The organism is Saccharococcus sp. Marseille-Q5394 (assembly GCF_946901335.1).
Lineage (GTDB): Bacteria > Bacillota > Bacilli > Bacillales_A > Planococcaceae > Sporosarcina > Sporosarcina luteola_C.
Genome location: NZ_CAMPPQ010000001.1, coordinates 766,153 through 781,026 on the forward strand (window position 1 = coordinate 766,153; position 14,874 = coordinate 781,026).

Consider the following 14,874-nt stretch of genomic DNA (forward strand, 5'->3'; position numbering starts at 1 on the left):
CGTGCGCCTGACTCCGCTATAATGGATACAGATCCCTTTAGAGGAGTGTGGAGTGAATGAAAGTTAAGAAGATTTCCCCGCGCGGCTATTGTTACGGGGTTGTCGATGCAATGGTCATAGCAAGAAATGCAGCACTCGACAAAACGTTGCCGAGACCTATATATATATTAGGCATGATTGTCCATAATAAACATGTCACAGACGCATTTGAGGAAGATGGTATTATCACTTTGGACGGGGAGAACCGGTTGGAGATCCTAGAAAAGGTGGAAACCGGGACTGTCATTTTCACAGCCCACGGTGTATCACCGGAAGTAAGGGAATTGGCCCGACGTAAAGGCCTTGTCTCCATCGATGCCACTTGCCCGGATGTGACTGTCACTCACGACCTGATTGAAGAGAAGACTGCTGAAGGTTATGATATCATCTATATCGGGAAAAAGTACCATCCCGAGCCTGAAGGAGCGATCGGTGTAGCGCCGCATGCAGTTCATCTGATTGAAACGCTAGATGACGTCAATGGTCTAGAGCTTGAAAATGAAAAGCTTCTTGTCACAAATCAGACAACAATGAGCCAGTGGGATGTAGCACATATCATGGATGCATTGAAAGAGAAATTCCCTCATATAGAAGTGCACCAGGAAATCTGCCTTGCCACTCAAGTAAGACAAGAGGCGGTAGCAGAACAGGCTGGTGAAGCAGATCTGCTGATTGTTGTTGGAGATCCAAAAAGCAACAACTCCAACCGCTTGACACAAGTGTCTGTTGAAATAGCCAATACGCCATCCTACAGAATCTCGGATGTATCAGAGATTAATATTGATTGGCTGCAAGGCGTAGAAACGGTCGCAGTGACTGCAGGCGCGTCCACGCCGACGTTGATTGTCCGTGAAGTGATCGGTTTCTTGGAGAGCTTCGATCCGGAAGATCCTTCGACACATTCACCGGAACGCAAATTCAAGTTGGACCGGATTTTGCCGAAAATCAAGAACCCAGAGCCGGTTAAACGGATTGAGCCATACGCAGTTACAGAATAACAGAAATGAAAGGGCTGTTCCGCCGTCGTTGCCGACGCGGAACAGCCTTTACTTATTACACGAATCTGAACGGTTCAGTGTCTACTTCTGATTTGATGAAGGAAACATCGTATCCCTTTTCCCGGCATGCTTGCTCCATATGCTTGGCTACTCCTTCAATCATCACCTTCTCCACATGATGACCCGGATCCACAATCGCAAGGTCGATCAATTCCGCATCTTGGGCACTATGAAAATCCATATCACCTGTAACGAATACATCTGCCCCTTTACGCTTCGCCGCCCTAATATATTTACTGCCACTCCCCCCAAGGACAGCAATCTTACGGATGGGCTTTGATAGGTCGCCGACAATCCTTACGGTAGGAACGTCAAGTGCCTCTTTGACGAATTTCGCAAACTCATTAAGTGCCATAGTTTCAGGTAATTTACCAACCCTGCCGAGCCCAAACTCCTGTGTCCTTTGATCAAGAACAAAAAAATCATAAGCAGGCTCTTCATATGGATGAGCCGCCAGCATTGCTTTTAAGACTTTCGACCGAAGAGGACCTGGCAGCACGACTTCGATGCGTTCTTCAGCAACCTCTTCCGTTTGCCCGACTTCACCGATAAATGGGTCGGCGCCGGCAGCTGGCGTGAACCTCCCGACTCCGGTAGAAGTGAAACTGCATCCGGCATAATCCCCGATTGCCCCTGCACCGGAAAGCGCCAACACTTCCCGTAGTTTATCCGCATGCTCGACCGGGCAAAAGACCGCCAATTTATAAAGCGGATCGGAAATTGTCGGCTCCATCACTTCGATGTCTTCCAACCCTAAGCGGGATGCAAGCAAATCATTTACACCTCCGGGAGCGACATCCAGATTGGTGTGCGCAGCATAGACGGATATGTCATTTTTGATGCATTTTTCAATAAGTCTTCCTTGTGGCGTGTCTGTCCAAATATGTTTCATTGGGCTAAAAATAGGTGGATGATGCGCTATGATTAGATTCGCCCCTTTTTCAATCGCTTCGTCTACGACTGCTTCATTGACATCCAATGTGATAATGACCCTATCGACAGTGCGATTCAACTGTCCTATATGCAAACCTACTGGATCCCAATCTTCTGCAAAGCGTTTTGGCGCCCAATGTTCAAATAGGGTTATAATCTCATGTCCATTCACTTTTTTCAATTTGTCAAAACTCCTCCTAACAGCTCAATTTTCTCACGCAGTTGTTCCCTTTTTTTATTGATTTCAACCGTAACTCCCGCGGTTTCCAAGGAGGCTAGGATTCGCTTCCATTCATCCGACTCCCGCTTCCATTTTTCAATAAAGATCTCCGATTTTTCTTCGAGCAAATATGGGCCGACCATCATTTCAAGCTCGCTGTACTCCGCTTGTCCCTTTTCAAGCACGATGATTTCATAGATTTTATGATCTTCCTTTAAAATCTGCTCTTCGACAATTTTCCACCCACTTTGTACAGCCCACTCACGGATTGACAGTGAATGAATATTCGGTTGAGTGATGATCCGCTTGACACTGTAAAGCTTTTCGGCCCCATCTCTTAAAATGGAAGCAATCAAAGGCCCGCCCATTCCAGCGATCGTAACCGTATCTACCCCATCACTATCATGAATGGCTTCCAATCCGTTCGCCATTCTGACCGTGATTGCTTCCGTAAGCCCCTTCTTTTGTACGTTTTTTATTGCTGACTCATAAGGTCCTTTTACGACCTCTCCTGCAATCGCTTTAGAGATTTGTCCTGCCTTCACTAAATAGCAAGGCAAATAAGCATGATCGCTCCCAATGTCCGCGAGAGTGGCATCCTGTTCAACAAACGAAGCTACTGCAGTGAGCCGCATTGATAATTTTTCGGAATTCAATAGATCCCCGCCTTTCCAATACCCTTATTGTAAGGGATTCTCCGCTTCTTTTCCAGAATTGAAAAAGCCATCGGTGCGTGTAGATAACGCTACCGATGGCTTCCGGTTCTTATTTTAATGATAGGATATACTCTGACAATTGGTCGATTTGCTCGTCGGAAATTTGTCCGCCGAATGCTGGCATTTGACCTTCACCATTCTTAATGATGGCATGAATTTCTTCTTTGGATTCTGACAGACCATGAAGAGTTGGTCCAACAGCGCCGCCAGCTAAGTCACCACCGTGACAGCCGATACATTTCCCTTGAGCGAAGCCTTCAGGATCAAAATCTTCGGATGCAGCTGCATCATCAGTCGTTTCTTCAGTTTTACCTTCCTCATTCGATGCAGCGATTTCTTTCTTCTGCTCGATGCCATATAAGGACATGAAGAAAATAAGTCCTAATCCTAGCGCGAAAATCAGGATATAAGGCACTACAGGATTGTTTTTCATCGAATTACCCTCCTTCACCAGGAATTATTCTGTAAAAGTATACAGTGCACACCTCATATTGTACTGTATACTGATGAAAACTGAAAGAGTTATCCCCGTACAATTAACGGTTTGTGACAATTTGGACAAACTTTTCTTATAAGCATCCAATTTGTCTTGCAATGACCATTCGTTGAACTTCAGAGGTTCCTTCTCCGATTTCGAGCAATTTTGCATCTCTCAAATATCGTTCGACTTCGTATTCCTTCATGTACCCATAGCCTCCGTGAATTTGAATTGCCTGATCAGCGACTTCCATCGCAATTTCTGAAGCATACAGCTTGCACATAGCAGCTTCTTTCGTAAATGGACGTCCCTGGTCTTTCAACCAAGCCGCCTTGTAAACCATATTTCTAGCTAATTCGATTTTCATCGCCATATCAGCCAACTTGAATTGAGTAATCTGAAATTCAGATAACGTCTTGCCGAACTGCTTGCGCTCTTTCGAGTACTTCAACGCTCGATCAAAAGCCGCTTGCGCAATCCCTACCGCCATCGCACCGATTCCAATCCTACCGCCGTCCAATGTGACAAGAAATTGTCTAAAGCCATCACCACGCTTGCCAAGAAGGTTTTCTTTAGGAACTCTGACATTGTCGAATACTAATTCCGTCGTGTTGGAAGCATGCAAGCCCATCTTTTCATAGTTGTCAATAATCGTAAACCCCTCTGCATCGGTAGGTACGATAACGGCACTGATTTCCTTTTTGCCATTTTCGTTAGCTGTAATTGCAGTAAGCGCCAAATGTTTAGCATAGCTTGCATTTGTAATATATACTTTTGATCCATTGATCACAAAATGATCGCCATCTTCTTTCGCTGTCGTCTGCGTCCCCCCTGCGTCAGAACCCGCATTCGGTTCCGTGAGTCCGAAAGCACCAAATGAATCCCCAGTACATATTGGCATCAAATATTTCCTTTTCTGCTCCTCGGTTCCGAATAGATGAATTGGTGCGCCTCCTAAAGAAATATGTGCCGAGTATGTAATGCCTGTGGAGGCACAGCCACGGCTTAGCTCCTCAGTTACGATTGCGAAACTTGTCGCATCTGCGCCTGCTCCCCCATACTCTTCCGGGAATGGCAACCCCATCATCCCCATTTGGGAAAGCTGTTTGAATATCTCGATTGGAAACTCCTTTGTCCTGTCCCGCTCGATTGCTCCCGGCGCAACTACCTCATCGGAAAATTCCCTCATCATTTTCTTGATCATTTGTTGCTCATCTGTCAAATCAAAATTCATTTACTTCATCCCCCTTGTTGTGAACGCTTACATTTTGATTATACCGAAATGGTCGTCATTTTCAAAATCATTCTTTCAAAAGGAAGCTAGAATACAGTCTTAACTATAAAAGCTACAATCAAAATCAACCCAGCAGCCCCTGAAATTGTAAAATAAAGCAATTTTAATAGTCTACCAGCTAACAGCCACAATAAGCAGTTCATGATTAAAAATCCGACCAATAGCATCATCTGCCCCGCAAAGAAAAGTGACCATAATTTGAGGGATATGCCAAGTACCGCGAATGCGATAACTATGTATAGGAACTGGAGTAAGATTACACGGGTGTTAAACTTCTTTTTTTCTTTTGACAACACAGCATCCGTCGCACTTATTTCCTGTTCGTGATCCCCTTGCGTATAGAGCGTTAGTAGAAAATCGCAGTACTGTTCCGGCAGCAGTTTATTCTGTTTCCAATAATTAATTTCAGCCATAATGATTTTTTTACGCTGAGCATTCATCCTGTTTCGCCCCTAGTCATCATTCTCTATAAACTTAAAAGGCATCGGCATAGTGCATGCCGATGCGGATGATCATTCTAAAAAGTCCTTTAGCCTTTTGCTTCTAGATGGGTGTCTAAGCTTCCGTAATGCTTTCGCTTCGATTTGACGAATCCGTTCGCGGGTCACACCAAAGACTTTCCCTACTTCTTCCAACGTTCTTGTCCTGCCATCATCCAAACCGAAACGTAGACGCAATACGTTTTCTTCACGGTCAGTGAGCGTATCCAGAACGTCTTCCAATTGTTCTTTCAATAATTCATAGGCAGCGTGATCGGAGGGTGATTGCGCTTCCGAGTCTTCGATGAAATCCCCTAAGTGGGAATCGTCCTCTTCCCCTATCGGCGTTTCAAGCGAAACTGGCTCTTGTGCAATTTTTAGGATTTCACGTACTTTTTCTGCAGTCAGGTCCATCTCCTCTCCAATTTCCTCAGGAGACGGTTCGCGACCTAGATCTTGAAGCAATTGACGCTGAACGCGAATCAATTTATTAATCGTCTCGACCATGTGCACCGGAATACGAATGGTACGAGCCTGATCAGCTATTGCTCGTGTTATCGCCTGGCGGATCCACCATGTCGCATACGTACTGAATTTGAACCCCTTCGTATGGTCGAACTTCTCAACCGCTTTGATTAGACCCATATTACCTTCTTGAATCAAATCAAGGAACAGCATTCCTCGGCCGACATATCTCTTGGCGATGCTGACAACTAGGCGGAGGTTGGCTTCCGCAAGCTTCTTCTTAGCATTTTCGCCTTTCTCGACGAGCTCCAAAAGTGCAGGGTCTGGCTTTTTCATTTCGGCGAGTTTCTCTTCCGCTTCCACGCCTTCTTTGATGCCGATTGCCAATTTCACTTCTTCATTTCCGGTCAGCAAATCGACACGACCGATTTCTTTCAAATACATGCGCACAGGGTCATTGATTTTTACGCCAGGTGGGACGCTCAGATCATTCAAGTCGAATTGTTCTTCTTCCTTGGCACTCGTTTCCTCTTCATCCTTGCGTTCCATCTCGATGCCCGCGGCTTCAATCTGGTCAAGGAACTCTTCGAACTGTTCAGGCTCCATCTCAAATACGGATAATTTCTCCGTTACATCTTCAAGGGTCAATTCCCCTGCTTTTTTCCCTGCTTCCAATAAACCAGCTTTCACTTCATCTAATGTCATTTCGTGCTCCATTTCTCCAGATTGCTCTTTAGTCATAATACCCGTTCCTCCTTAATTCACCGGAATCCGGCTTACATTGCCGATAATGATTTCCGGAGCTGTATAATTTCCCTGGCCAGCTCCAGTGCCCGGGTATGATCGTTCATTTTTTCCGCTTCTTTTGATTCGTGCATCATCTCTTCAATGCGTCTGATAAGCCGCTGCCTTTTGAGATGTTGGATGCAATCTTCTATTTCTTGTTCAGCAAAGTCGGGATCTCTTTCAAGCATCGCTGCATCCATGACAACCTTGCGCAGCTCCCGATCCTCCAACGACTCCGCGAATCTGTGAAAATCGGGCATGCCGTGCTTTTCATAAAAGCCTGCAAGCCTTATGAAAATCGCAGCATAATTCTCCCGGAGGAATAGTTCCTGGTGGTCATCCCGAATTCTGTCGAATAGATTACCGTCATTCAATAGATGGCATAACAGAAGTCTTTCAGCCCGGTCGATGCCCGACATCTTCCGGTTGGTAACTGCCATTGGTATGGCTTGTCCTTCCGGTTGCATAGCTTTCTGCTGCTTTGCCTGCTTACCGACCTTCTTCATCAGTTGTTCGTTGAGTGCGCTCGGGGAAACTCCCGTCTCCGCAGTCAATTGCCTGATCATTAAATCCCGTTCAACCGGTGAAATTTTCGGGGCAAGCTCTTCCAAAACTTCATGGATATATTGCAATACATCGTTTTCATGAGATAGATTTTTGGATCTTTTATAATAAGCCATTATAAATGACATATACGAGTGTGGATTTCCAATCACCTTATCAGCGAACGATTCACCGCCAAATTTTGAAATATATTCATCTGGGTCCATTTTTCCCGGTAATAAAGCAATTTTCGCATCCATTCCTTTTTGAGTGGAAAGGACAGCAAAACGTTTCGCTGCATCCCATCCTGCATTGTCGCCATCACAGCAAATGATCAACTGGTTAGCAATGCGTTTCATTTTGGTCAGGTGGGTGTCAGACAAGGATGTACCCATAACTGCAACACTATTCATGATTCCCGCACGTTCAGCGGCAATCGTATCCATAAAACCTTCGAACAGTATTACTTTACCCGTTTTACGGACATTAAGACGTGCGTTGTGAAAATTATAGAGCAATTGACTTTTCTCGAAAATTGGCGTTTCCGGGCTGTTCAAGTATTTAGCTTCCTCTTTGGAATCGGATAATGTCCTCCCAGAGAAAGCAACTACATTTCCATTATCGTCATGTAGTGGAAACATAATACGTCCGCGGAACCTATCAAAATACCCAGTTCCATCATTTTTCATAATACAAAGTCCCGCAAGCTCCATCTCCTTCATATCAAACTTTTTGCGTACTAGCAGTTGAGTGAGCACTTCCCGATCGTCAAGCGACCACCCTATACCATACTTTTCGATATGTTCACGGGAAAACCCTCTTTGCTCCAAATAATGTAATGCTTTTTCACCCTCCACAGTATTCAGTAACAAATGACTATAGAAGTTGGCTGCAAGTGTATGGGCCTCAATCATCTGTTGGTGTTCATTTGACCTTCCGCTTCTGGACGCTTCATTGAAGGTGACTGCTAGCTCTATACCTGCCCGCCCGGCCAGCTTGGAGATAGCTTCTGTAAAAGGACTGTTTTCAATATCCATGATGAACGTAATTGCATTTCCTCCAGCACCGCAACCGAAGCAATGAAATATTTGCTTTTCCTCTGAGACGGAAAAAGAAGGGGTGTTCTCCCCATGGAAAGGACATAAGCCGAACCAGTTCCTGCCCCGTTTCGTCAATTGGACATATTCGCCGACAAGATCGACGATATCCGTCTTGGATCGAATCTCTTCGATTGTCTCCTCTGGAATTTTATTCATCCTATCACCATTCTCTTCTCACATACTTGAATTCGAGACAGTATTCATAAATCCTTCTTATTCGACAAAATTATTTCATTATCTAATCTTTTTTTAAGAAATATGATTATAGTGTAGTGACAATATACTATTGTACACAATCCGCAAAAGAAGAACCAACCATTTATTACTGGGTGGTCCTTCTTTTGCGTATATTATGAATTGCGATTGGCAACTTCGGTTAAGATCAGGTTAGCCGTCTCTTCGACAGCCCTGTTTGAAACATCAATGACGGTACAGCCGATTTTTGAGACCACTTTCTCAAAATGCTCCAATTCTTGTTTGATGCGTTCGATTCTCGCATAATTTGCGTCATCCTTCAAGCCTAGCGCTATCAATCTTTCTTTCCTGATAGAATTTAGCACGCTTGGAGAAATAACCAAGCCAAAGCATTTCTTAGGATCTATATTATATAATTCTTCTGGAGGATCAACTTCCGGGACAAGCGGTACGTTCGCCACTTTGTATCGCCTGTGAGCGAGATATTGTGATAGAGGCGTTTTCGATGTACGTGAGACGCCAACTAAAACAATGTCCGCCTTCAAGACGCCTCGAGGATCCCGGCCATCGTCATACTTTACGGCAAATTCGATCGCTTCAATTTTTTTGAAATAATCATCATCCAACTGGCGGACAAGCCCCGGTTCCTCGAAAGGTTTTTCATCAAGGGATGTGCCGATTTCTTTGACGATCGGCCCTAGCAGATCGATGCATTGCAATCCATTGATTTGGCATTCCTCTTTCAATTTCTTCCGCATGCAGCTCTTTACAAGTGTATAGATAATAATTGCATTTTGCCGTTTTGCCAAATAGGCAATTTCCCGCAATTGGGTTTCATCTTCGACATGCGAAAAACGTTTTGTCGATACTGTTTCAAGATCCTGTCTGAATTGGCTAGCCGCTGCCTTGGCAACTAAATCCGCTGTCTCACCGACAGAATCGGAAACGATGAACAATGTCAACTTTCTCATTGTATCACTCCTCTTTCTTTTTGCTCAGAAGGCAACCGCTTATAGTTCATGGTCTTCAGCCAGCGAAAGGAATGCACGGGTAATATTCGTCTTTGTGATTCTTCCCGCCACTTCCAGTCCTTCCTCTTTGATGGTAACGACAGGGAGAGAATCGATTTGTTGTTCAATCATTTTTTTTGCCGCTTGAATAAGGGAGTCCTGTTTCTTGCAATATGTAATATTCGGCATCCTTGTCATAATGACATGTACCGGCATTTTATCCAGTTCGCTTTTGCCAAGACTCGTCCGCAAAAGATCTTTGCGTGATAGAACCCCTGACAGATAAGAGGATTTATCTACGACAAACAACGTACCAACATCATCTAGGAACATTTGACAAATAGCGTCGTAAACAGTCACATTTTCATTGACAACTACAGGTATGGACTGAAAATCACCGACCTTCATGCTATTCATGTCGTCAGCAATGGATTGGGCTGGTTTTTTCCCTGAATAGAAGTAGCCGACACGTGGCCTTGCATCCAAATAGCCTGCCATTGTCAGTATTGCCAAGTCGGGTCTTATAGTGGCTCTTGCCAGACTCAACCTTTCAGCAATCTGTTCACCAGTTATAGGACCATCCATTTTGACAATTTCAAGGATTTCATTCTGGCGCTTATTCAATTCCATATGAATCACCGCCCTAATCGTTCGATAATATATCCTTGCTAAGTATAGCATTTTCCATCCATAATTCCTAACCGGATGGCTTGGTTTCTGTAATAGTAACTTTGATTTCCGTTCCAATTGGACGCTTTCCGCGGGCACGGCTTCAGCCAATCGAACAGCGAAGGGTTCGATTTGCCGTATTTCTGCGTATTCTGCAGAAATTAAGGCATCCTATATCCTGCTCGCAATGCTACGCTTGTGCTCGCAAACGTCGTTCTTCGTAACGACGTTCGCAGGAGTCGCCAATCTGCACTTCAATCAATGGGAATATTTTATAATAGGCTATTTTATAGAATATGTTGATATCTCATTAGTATAGAAAAGGTCCTTCCGGGTATTGTTATGCTAACGCACCCGTTAGTTGAATTAGGAATCAATAGAATTTGCTATCTGAACGAGTATTTCAGGGGTTACTTTATCAGATACATCTGCATCAACACTAAACATATATTGCCAATTATCTCTTTCGAAGACTAACATATTAAAACCAAATTTCAGGTCGTCAATATATGTTGCAGTAGTTCCATTTTTCATCTTAAAGACTTTTGATTTATATTTTCCAATTGTAATTTTATGCTGTATAGGTCGAACATCGATTTTGAAATGATGGTCAGGTAATTGGTCACTTATGAATTTGACTTCCAACGTATCGTTTATCTCGCCATCCAGATTACTAAACCTACCAAAGTAATGAGTAAAGCTAATTGGGGGTACTCTTGTCGGTAATTTAAGATCCTGGTTCATATGATGTTCAAAATCGTTTACTGCAGCAGCCACCGATTTGTACCCTATTTCAGGAAATAATTCCTCAAAAGATTTAGGAGTATCGTTCCGTTTTGCATTTACTGTTCCAACATACAACCCGTAAATGAATACACCAAATAGAACCAAAACCAATAGGAGAGGTTTACTTTTATCCAATTTCATCACCCTAAATTATATTTAGGTTTAGTTTATCCTGTTCAGTTACAATCATTCCTTATTCAACTAGTCGAGTAGAAGGGAACCTCTCTACCTTACGGTAGATTGTGTTCCTCCCCCCTCACAGAACCGTGCTTGCGCTATTTACGCACACGGCTCCTCCAAGTCACCATTTACAAAATATAGCCAATTTCTTTTCTTATGTCATATATATTCACCTTAACTCTTGGTGAAGGTAAAGGAAACTTATGAAGAAAGAGATTGAATTTGTCCCACGTAAAGGATTTTCTTTGACTTCTCCTATTGAGCCACCTAAAGAGTAAGTATAAGACTTTGTCTTTAAATTGGTGAACACTTGGAGTGTTGTCCGTGATGCAGTAGTAGTTGTAATAACCTACAAGCGAGCGTTTAAATCTATCCATAATCATATGAATATCTTTATTTCTGTTATTCTTTAACCATTCTTTGGTTTCTCTTAGTTTTCCCCGGAGTTTCTTCCTGCTTGTCTTCCGCTTCACTCGAAAATATCCTTGTTTATTCTTCCCACAATAATGTGTAAAACCAAGGAAATCGAAGGTCGCAGGTTTGCTATTTCCCTTTTGTTTTGCATCTTTCTCCGCAAATCTTCCGAAGGGAATAATTTTGGTTTTATCCTCCGCTACTTCTAAGTTAAACTTCTGTAATCTCACCTTTAATGATTGAAAGAATTCCTCCGCTTCGCTCTTGTATTGGAAGCAACAAACAAAATCATCTGCATATCTAACAATGTATGCTTGCCCTTTGCACTGTTTCCTAACCCTCTTCTCGAACCATAGGTCCAAGACATAATGGAGATATAGATTGGCAAGTATCGGAGATATAACACCACCTTGCGGTGTACCTTTATCTATTCTTAGTAGGTTTGGGTCAGCAATTCGCAGTTTTAAGAACTCCATCATCCATATGTGGTCAACGTTATCAAAGAATCCTTTGATATCTACATCTACTACATAATTTACTGATCTCTTTTCAATATAATGATTTAATATCTTCAAGGCATCGTGGCAATTACGATTTGGACGGAACCCAAATGAGCAGTCTAGAAAATCATTTTCATAGATGGCGTTTAGTATCTTTGTAATGCCTCTCTGTACAATCTTATCTTCATGTTCCGGTATCCCCAACGGTCTTTTCTTGTTGGAGTTCAGCTTGGGAATATACATTCTCCTTACAGGAACAGGATGATAACTTTTACTTTTAAGCCTACTTACTAAGTCCACTATATTTTCTTCTAGTGATTCACTGTATTGCTCTTTAGTTGTGCCATTAATCCCAGTTGCCTTCTTATTAGGTAATTCATGATGGCATTGAACTAGAGATTGCTTATTTAGTAAATGTGCAAGAGATGTAAATTTCATTCTCGTTTCAGATTTAGCTAATTCTGCTATCCTTAATAGTTTTGTTTCCATTTATTATCCCTACCTCTGCGTGTAGTAAATGTGTCCCTAGTAAGGGTGGTAACTTGGTAGCAGCCTTTCCTCCATTGGCATTACCCAACTTCATTGGTACTACGCTGCTATCCGACTCCCTACAACGGCATTTGGTTTCCTTGCTTATTATCGCTTGTACACCATACTCTTCTAAAAAAAAAAGAAAAGACCGGTAGGGCCTCCCGAGTTGCCGTATCATATCAATGTGTGACGTGCCAAGGTCTCTGACCCCAGAGAGGTTTTATCCATCTTGCCTTTAGCGAAGGATAAAATGTAGCTTTCTGCCGCAGTTAAAGCATCAGCCCTCTCGTTTACTAACATTTTGGAGCTCAATCCCTTCAACCATTTGGCTTTCGGCCCGCCACCTAACTGTCTACGCTTAAAGGCTACTGTTACCAGTAGCCCTCCAAGACTCGCTACGAGTGAATGGCTAGTTCTTTCTCGGCGGGAATCCCACCCGCTATATGATACGACCTAGGCTCGGCCGCACAACTGCCTCTTTAGTTGAACAACAACAGACCTAATACTTAAACGTTCTAAAAGAATGACAAGTTCCATTGATTGGTAATAAACAAATTTCTACTATTTTTTTTCTTATGGTCAATGCATTTTTTATTTACAAGGTGCTTTTTGTTGATTGAAGTGCAGAGCGGCGACTCCTGTGGGATCAGCGTGTCAGGTGAGACCCCGCAGGCGCACGGTTTTGGCGACGAGGAGGCTCACCGCACGCCCCACGGAAAGCGTACGCTCGGAACGGAAATCAACACGGCTTTGATTTCACTATAAAAATGAAAATAACAGGCTATATGGAATGAGAATGGCAATATGGATTGCAGAGAATGAGGAAGCGTGCTACACTAATACAGAATTCAATAGGCGGAGATGGGTCAATAAGTAATGCCACCTTAAGCGAACGGGGATAGTGGAAGCCCGTATTGGCATGAAACGGCAACCTGGAGCTATTTACTTTAAGAGGGTTGCTTTGGCGGCCAATCGAGGTGGAACCGCGGGTCATTACGCACTCGTCCTCGGACTTCATGTCCGGGGATGGGTGCTTATTTTAATTGGAGGGATTTTACATGTATTCAATGGAACAGATTGTCAATTTATCGAAACAAAGGGGCTTTGTATTTCCAGGATCGGAAATATACGGCGGCTTGGCGAACACTTGGGATTACGGTCCACTCGGCATCGCACTGAAAAATAACATCAAACGTGCTTGGTGGCAGAAATTCGTGCAGGAATCTCCTTATAACGAAGGACTCGATGCTGCGATCCTCATGAACCCGAAAGTATGGGAAGCTTCCGGTCATATCGGTAATTTCAATGACCCAATGATCGATTGCAAAAAATGTAAAACACGTCACCGTGCAGATAAGCTAATCGAAGATGCATTGGATGAAAAGGGCATTGAACTGGTCGTAGACGGTCTACCATTTGAGAAAATGGAAGAACTTATTCAGGAACATGCCATCGTCTGCCCGACATGCGGTGCGATGGACTATACAGGAATTCGACAGTTCAACTTGATGTTCAAAACTTCACAAGGCGTTACCGATTCATCTGCCAATGAAATCTTCCTGCGTCCAGAAACGGCACAAGGGATTTTCGTCAATTTCAAAAATGTTCAACGGTCGATGCGTAAAAAGATGCCTTTCGGAATCGCGCAGATTGGAAAGAGCTTCCGTAATGAAATCACACCAGGAAACTTCACGTTCCGTACTCGTGAATTTGAACAGATGGAATTGGAATTCTTCTGTAAGCCTGGTGAAGATATGAAATGGTATGAGTATTGGAGAGACTTCTCCGAAAAATGGCTGGTGGACCTTGGTTTGACGGTTGAAAACATGCGCTTGCGTGAGCATAACGCTGACGAGCTTTCCCACTATTCCAAAGGAACAGTGGATATCGAATACAAATTCCCATTCGGATGGGGAGAGCTATGGGGCATTGCGAACCGTACAGATTTCGATTTGTCTCGACATATGGAACATTCCGGTGAAGACTTCCATTATCAAGATCCAGTTACGAACGAAAAATATATCCCTTATTGCATTGAGCCATCTCTCGGTGCGGATCGCGTAACTCTCGCATTCCTATGCGATGCTTTTGATGAAGAAGTGCTTGAGGGAGACGACAAACGGACTGTCATGCGTTTCCACCCTGCACTTGCGCCTATTAAAGCGGCTGTCCTTCCGTTGTCCAAAAAGCTATCGGAAGGTGCTGAAGAGGTCTATGCTGAACTGCGCAAGCATTTTGCGACACAATATGACGATTCCCAATCCATTGGTAGACGTTACCGCAGACAGGATGAAATCGGGACTCCATTCTGCATCACATACGATTTCGACTCGGAGGAAGATCGCCAAGTGACAGTAAGGCACCGCGATTCCATGGAACAAGTTCGTATGCCGATTGCGGATGTAAAGGAGTACATCGAAAAACATCTCGAATTTTAACTTAATTCAGCTGAATTAAGTTAAAGCCTCCGGCAGATGT

Annotated in this window: 13 protein-coding genes; 2 read left to right on the forward strand and 11 right to left on the reverse strand. The window is 43.5% G+C overall.

What is annotated here, in order from left to right; genetic code table 11:
• Nucleotides 1-56: 56 nt before the first annotated feature.
• The gene (locus tag OC538_RS03875) at nucleotides 57-1,037 is read left to right on the forward strand and encodes a 4-hydroxy-3-methylbut-2-enyl diphosphate reductase (protein WP_251694390.1); all 981 of its coding nucleotides are present in this window, start codon (nucleotides 57-59) and stop codon (nucleotides 1,035-1,037) included.
• A gap of 55 nt (nucleotides 1,038-1,092) precedes the next feature.
• Here the strand turns inward: OC538_RS03875 and OC538_RS03880 are convergent, their stop codons facing one another.
• From OC538_RS03880 to ltrA, 11 genes are all read right to left on the reverse strand, one after another.
• Nucleotides 1,093-2,211, reverse strand: coding sequence for a Nif3-like dinuclear metal center hexameric protein (locus OC538_RS03880; RefSeq protein WP_251694389.1), 1,119 nt, complete (start codon nucleotides 2,209-2,211; stop codon nucleotides 1,093-1,095).
• Nucleotides 2,208-2,906: a tRNA (adenine(22)-N(1))-methyltransferase gene (locus tag OC538_RS03885; protein ID WP_251694388.1), complete on the reverse strand. Its 699-nt coding sequence runs from the start codon at nucleotides 2,904-2,906 to the stop codon at nucleotides 2,208-2,210. The genes OC538_RS03880 and OC538_RS03885 overlap by 4 nt, the downstream gene beginning before the upstream one ends.
• A 109-nt stretch (nucleotides 2,907-3,015) precedes the next feature.
• On the reverse strand, nucleotides 3,016-3,399 hold the full coding sequence (cccA, locus tag OC538_RS03890; RefSeq protein ID WP_251694387.1) for a cytochrome c550: 384 nt from the start codon (nucleotides 3,397-3,399) through the stop codon (nucleotides 3,016-3,018).
• A gap of 136 nt (nucleotides 3,400-3,535) precedes the next feature.
• Nucleotides 3,536-4,678 carry an acyl-CoA dehydrogenase gene (locus OC538_RS03895; RefSeq protein ID WP_251694386.1) on the reverse strand — a complete coding sequence of 381 codons (1,143 nt, stop codon included), beginning with the start codon at nucleotides 4,676-4,678 and terminating at the stop codon, nucleotides 3,536-3,538.
• A gap of 86 nt (nucleotides 4,679-4,764) precedes the next feature.
• Entirely contained in the window at nucleotides 4,765-5,178 is a 414-nt protein-coding gene (locus tag OC538_RS03900) for a hypothetical protein (protein ID WP_251694385.1), read from the reverse strand.
• Between the two features lie 72 nt (nucleotides 5,179-5,250).
• Nucleotides 5,251-6,423 (reverse strand): RNA polymerase sigma factor RpoD, encoded by a 1,173-nt coding sequence (gene rpoD, locus OC538_RS03905; protein WP_251694384.1) that lies wholly within the window; start codon nucleotides 6,421-6,423, stop codon nucleotides 5,251-5,253.
• 35 nt (nucleotides 6,424-6,458) lie between these two features.
• A complete protein-coding gene (dnaG, locus tag OC538_RS03910; protein ID WP_251694383.1) occupies nucleotides 6,459-8,267 on the reverse strand; it encodes a DNA primase in 1,809 nt (602 codons plus the stop codon).
• Between the two features lie 194 nt (nucleotides 8,268-8,461).
• Nucleotides 8,462-9,277 (reverse strand): pyruvate, water dikinase regulatory protein, encoded by an 816-nt coding sequence (locus OC538_RS03915; protein WP_251694382.1) that lies wholly within the window; start codon nucleotides 9,275-9,277, stop codon nucleotides 8,462-8,464.
• Between the two features lie 39 nt (nucleotides 9,278-9,316).
• A complete protein-coding gene (locus OC538_RS03920; RefSeq protein ID WP_285846962.1) occupies nucleotides 9,317-9,946 on the reverse strand; it encodes a helix-turn-helix transcriptional regulator in 630 nt (209 codons plus the stop codon).
• A gap of 405 nt (nucleotides 9,947-10,351) precedes the next feature.
• Nucleotides 10,352-10,906, reverse strand: a complete 555-nt coding sequence (locus OC538_RS03925) for a hypothetical protein (protein ID WP_251693436.1) — start codon at nucleotides 10,904-10,906, stop codon at nucleotides 10,352-10,354.
• A gap of 173 nt (nucleotides 10,907-11,079) precedes the next feature.
• Nucleotides 11,080-12,354 carry a group II intron reverse transcriptase/maturase gene (ltrA, locus tag OC538_RS03930; RefSeq protein ID WP_262173361.1) on the reverse strand — a complete coding sequence of 425 codons (1,275 nt, stop codon included), beginning with the start codon at nucleotides 12,352-12,354 and terminating at the stop codon, nucleotides 11,080-11,082.
• A gap of 1,100 nt (nucleotides 12,355-13,454) precedes the next feature.
• Here ltrA and OC538_RS03935 point away from each other — a divergent pair.
• Nucleotides 13,455-14,834: a glycine--tRNA ligase gene (locus OC538_RS03935; RefSeq protein ID WP_262173362.1), complete on the forward strand. Its 1,380-nt coding sequence runs from the start codon at nucleotides 13,455-13,457 to the stop codon at nucleotides 14,832-14,834.
• Nucleotides 14,835-14,874 lie beyond the last annotated feature (40 nt).

Bases quoted from the DNA above. Each gene is read 5' to 3' on its own strand.
- rpoD (WP_251694384.1), bottom strand. From the start codon at position 6,423: ATGACTAAAGAGCAATCTGGAGAAATGGAGCACGAAATGACATTAGAT.
- OC538_RS03915 (WP_251694382.1), bottom strand. From the start codon at position 9,277: ATGAGAAAGTTGACATTGTTCATCGTTTCCGATTCTGTCGGTGAGACA.
- OC538_RS03895 (WP_251694386.1), bottom strand. From the start codon at position 4,678: ATGAATTTTGATTTGACAGATGAGCAACAAATGATCAAGAAAATGATG.
- ltrA (WP_262173361.1), bottom strand. From the start codon at position 12,354: ATGGAAACAAAACTATTAAGGATAGCAGAATTAGCTAAATCTGAAACG.
- dnaG (WP_251694383.1), bottom strand. From the start codon at position 8,267: ATGAATAAAATTCCAGAGGAGACAATCGAAGAGATTCGATCCAAGACG.
- OC538_RS03935 (WP_262173362.1), top strand. From the start codon at position 13,455: ATGTATTCAATGGAACAGATTGTCAATTTATCGAAACAAAGGGGCTTT.
- cccA (WP_251694387.1), bottom strand. From the start codon at position 3,399: ATGAAAAACAATCCTGTAGTGCCTTATATCCTGATTTTCGCGCTAGGA.
- OC538_RS03900 (WP_251694385.1), bottom strand. From the start codon at position 5,178: ATGAATGCTCAGCGTAAAAAAATCATTATGGCTGAAATTAATTATTGG.
- OC538_RS03920 (WP_285846962.1), bottom strand. From the start codon at position 9,946: ATGGAATTGAATAAGCGCCAGAATGAAATCCTTGAAATTGTCAAAATG.
- OC538_RS03875 (WP_251694390.1), top strand. From the start codon at position 57: ATGAAAGTTAAGAAGATTTCCCCGCGCGGCTATTGTTACGGGGTTGTC.